The following is a 3,701-nucleotide window of genomic DNA, read 5'->3' as shown; positions in this document are numbered from 1 at the left end:
GAGGCTTACAAGGCCAAGACGATCATCGTCAACAAGCGTTCGATGGCCGCCGGTTACGCTGGACTCGACAACGAGCTGTTCTACCTCGACAAGACCATGATGGTGTTCGGCGACGCGAAGAAGGTCGTCGAGGAAATGGTCAAACAAGTCGCCTGACACCCGAGCACAGGCAGATAGCCTCGCAACAAACGACAAGCCCCCGGAATCGCTTCCGGGGGCTTGTCGTTTCACGTGAGCTCAAAAAAACATCACGTTGGTTCGGCCAGTTCCTGAATACTCGCCAGCACGTGGGCTTCCATCAATTCCGCTGCCGTCGCGTGTCGCTTTTCCACCATCGCCTTCACAATGCTTCTATGCGCCTCCTGCTTCACGGAGAGCCGTTTCAGATAGGCATCGGATAGCTCCGGACGCTGCTTCACCTTATTCAACAAAGCCGAGCGGTAGAACAGAACGAGCTTGTTCAACGATTCCCAGAGAAAGATCAGATGATTATTCTCGGCGTACTCGAAAATCGCCTTGTGGAATGCGCTATTGAGTCGAAACACATCGTCGAGATCGTGGCGCGAAATCGCTGCGTCGGTGAGCGCCAGCAGCCGGTTCAATGCGTCAGCGCCAGTCTGATCGAGTCTGCGCGAAGCTTCGAGCGTTGCCAGATGCTCGAGCGCCGCACGACAGGTGTACAACTCCTCCATGTCACGATTGCTGACCATCTTGACTTGATATCCGCCGGCAGAAAGCGGCAGCAGGACACCCTCTTGCTCCAACTTCCGCATGGCTTCCCTGACCGGCGTTCGACTCACGCCCAGCCGGTTCGCCCACTCCACGTCCTTGAGACGCTCACCCGGCTGAACCTCCCCCTTGATGATCAAATCCCATAGACGATCGTGCACCTGATCAAAAAGGTGGCTCGGCTTGCTCAGAACCGCATGAGACTCGGTGACCGTATTCACGTTAGCTGTTGAGAGAGAGTTGGACGAATCAGCCAATACCGACAAGTGGCGTCCGGCGACTCGCGTTGGTGAGAGGAGTTAGCGGAAGTATACATTAGGCCGAATCCAGTATCCCACGCCGCCCGACACAAGTTCTTTGCCACCATGAACATACTGCCCCCCGAACATCGCCCTCGAAAGACACGCGAGCGCTGAAGGCGTGCATGACGCTTGCCAACGCTGACGAGCGCGGGACCCCGCTCTCAGCAGACTTTGGTCGTTGCCACACGAATTTACCCCCCCATTTCTCCTACGCTTTCGCCATATCTGCGCGAACGGGAAGATCATAAGCTGTCATCAATCCTGAGCCTCGCATGGCATGCGACGCCCAGTCAGACGACCGTCAACACTCGATTCCCGGCACAACGCTCATGGCTGATCAACATCTCGACAATTTGCGAACCATCGTCGGTGGTAGCAACATGCTGCTCGGCACGGACGCTGCGACGTTCGAGAGTGACTACCGCCAGGTGTTTCATGGCAAATCGTTAGCCGTTGTCCGGCCGGGAAATACCGACGAAGTTAGCGCGGTCATGCGCTACTGCTACACCAATGGCATCTCGGTCGTCCCGCAAGGCGGAAACACCTCGCTGCTCGGCGGCAGCGTACCGGACGCCACAGGCGCGTCAATCGTGATATCGCTCGCACGCCTCAATCAGATTCGCGCCATCGATCCCATGAATGCCACGATGACCGTTTCCGCCGGCGTCACCCTGAGTCAGGCGCGCGGCGCCGCCGAAAGTGTCGGTGCACTGTTTCCGCTTCGAATTGGCTCGGAAGGCAGTTGCCAGATCGGCGGGAACCTCTCGACCAATGCAGGCGGGACCGCCGTTCTGCGGTACGGCAATATGCGCGATCTCGTTCTGGGACTGGAAGTCGTCTTGCCGGACGGCCGCATCTGGAACGGACTGCGCGGCTTGCGCAAAGACAACGCGGGATACGATCTCAAGCATCTCTTTATCGGTTCCGAGGGAACGCTGGGCATCATCACCGCCGCGGTGCTGAAGTTGTTCCCCATACCTCGCACGGTATCGAGTGCGTTTCTCGGCACCCACAGCCCGGAGGACGCCCTGGCGATCTTCAAGCGGATTCGCGAGCGCCTCGGCACCGACGTCAGCGCGTTCGAACTGATCTCGTCCGATGCCATGGCATTGGTGCTCTCGCATCTGAACGATCGTCCGTCGCCGCTCGAGACACCGCACCCCTGGTATGTCCTGGTCGAAACGTCGTCCAATGCCGATCAGGAGGATGCCGAAGCGCAACTCGTCTCGGTGCTGTCCGACGCGCTTTCGGCCGGCCATGCCACCGATGCCGTGATAGCCGCCAATGCCAGACAAGCCGCCGACTTCTGGACGATCCGCGAAGAAATATCGGATGCCCAAACGCAAGCGCGTGGCAGCGTGCGGTGTGATATTTCGGTGCCCTTGTCCTCCATTCCAGACTTCATTCGAGACACCACGGCCAAAGTGCTCACCCGCGAGCCAGCCACCCGGATGATCGTCTATGGGCATGTCGGCGACGGGAACGTGCATTTCAATCCCCTTCGCCCGGCCGATGTCGCTGCGCAGACGTTTGTCCAGACCCATGGCGCCGCCATCTCACAGATCATCGACGACGCAGCCAGCGAACTGAACGGCTCGATTTCTGCGGAACACGGCGTAGGTATCGCGAAACGCGACGAACTGCTGACGGTGCGAAGCCGGGAAGAACTGGAAATGGCATGGGCCGTCAAGCGTGCACTGGATCCGCTCAACTTGCTGAACCCGGGCAAGGTCCTGCCCGTTTTGCCGGATTAGACCGCAGATGCCGACAAGACTGACGATAGCGGAGCAAGACATCGCGTCGTCGGTCATCTGCCGATATGGACAATTTCACTCAAATCCTGCGATTCTCTTCTTATCAAGCCGTCGCAGACATTTTTCACTCAGGAGCGATGATGAAGCTAAGTGACTTTAAGGTACTCACGTTCGACTGCTACGGCACGTTGATCGATTGGGAATCCGGAATTTTCAACGGGTTGTCGCCACTGCTCGAGAAAGCAGGCAAGCGCGGCCTGACTCGCGATCAGGTCCTTGAGATCTTTGCTCGTCACGAGGCCGACCAGGAACTCCGCACCCCGGCACTCGCCTACTCGATCCTGCTCGGCACGGTGTACCGCCGTCTGGCCAACGAATGGAACGTGGGTGTGACTGATGAAGAAGCCAACATTTTCGGCGCGTCCGTACCCGACTGGCCGGCTTTCCCGGACTCGGTCGAAGCCCTGCAATATCTGAAGCAGCATTACAAGCTCGTCATTCTGTCGAACGTGGACCGTCTTTCGTTCCGCGGAAGCAATGCACGACTCGGCGTCGAATTCGATGCCATTTACACGGCGCAGGATATCGGCTCGTACAAGCCGGATCCGCGCAACTTCGAGTACATGCTCGGCCGTCTTGGCACCGACTTCGGCTTCCAGAAGGCCGACGTGCTGCATACGGCGCAGAGCCTGTTCCACGACCACGCGCCGGCCAACGGTTTCGATCTGGCGTCCGCCTGGATCGATCGCCGCCACGCTGACGCCGGTTGGGGCGCGACGATGCCTCCGCCCGGCACGCCGAAGTACGATTTCCGCTTCGAGAGCATGGCCGCCCTGGCCGAAGCGCACAAGGCGGAACTGGCTCGCTGAGCCGTTGGATCGGAGGGGTCTCGACAATCCACGTCAATCCGGAGGCC

The 3,701-nt window shown here is 59.0% G+C and carries 4 protein-coding genes; 3 read left to right on the top strand and 1 reads right to left on the bottom strand.

Features of this window, described 5'->3' with window-relative positions; all coding sequences use genetic code 11:
* The coding region (locus A9762_RS28335) for an NAD(P)(+) transhydrogenase (Re/Si-specific) subunit beta (protein WP_170836336.1) at nucleotides 1-156 on the top strand (156 nt) is incomplete at its 5' end.
* Between the two features lie 92 nt (nucleotides 157-248).
* Here A9762_RS28335 and A9762_RS26005 read toward each other — a convergent pair.
* Nucleotides 249-950, bottom strand: a complete 702-nt coding sequence (locus A9762_RS26005) for a GntR family transcriptional regulator (protein WP_170836335.1) — start codon at nucleotides 948-950, stop codon at nucleotides 249-251.
* Nucleotides 951-1,360: 410 nt separating this feature from the next.
* Between A9762_RS26005 and A9762_RS26000 the strand changes: the two genes are divergently transcribed.
* Together A9762_RS26000 and A9762_RS25995 are read left to right on the top strand one after the other, a co-directional pair.
* The gene (locus A9762_RS26000) at nucleotides 1,361-2,785 is read left to right on the top strand and encodes an FAD-binding oxidoreductase (RefSeq protein WP_069344872.1); all 1,425 of its coding nucleotides are present in this window, start codon (nucleotides 1,361-1,363) and stop codon (nucleotides 2,783-2,785) included.
* A gap of 140 nt (nucleotides 2,786-2,925) precedes the next feature.
* Nucleotides 2,926-3,654, top strand: coding sequence for a haloacid dehalogenase type II (locus A9762_RS25995; protein WP_069344870.1), 729 nt, complete (start codon nucleotides 2,926-2,928; stop codon nucleotides 3,652-3,654).
* Nucleotides 3,655-3,701: the final 47 nt, after the last annotated feature.

This window comes from Pandoraea sp. ISTKB, from assembly GCF_001721285.1.
In the GTDB taxonomy this organism is placed as follows: domain Bacteria; phylum Pseudomonadota; class Gammaproteobacteria; order Burkholderiales; family Burkholderiaceae; genus Pandoraea; species Pandoraea capi.
Note: the sequence above shows the minus strand (reverse complement) of the source record. Positions and strands in the feature narration are given on the sequence as shown.

Coding starts and splice junctions, on each gene's coding strand:
- A9762_RS26000 (WP_069344872.1), top strand. CDS start 1,361: ATGGCTGATCAACATCTCGACAATTTGCGAACCATCGTCGGTGGTAGC.
- A9762_RS25995 (WP_069344870.1), top strand. CDS start 2,926: ATGAAGCTAAGTGACTTTAAGGTACTCACGTTCGACTGCTACGGCACG.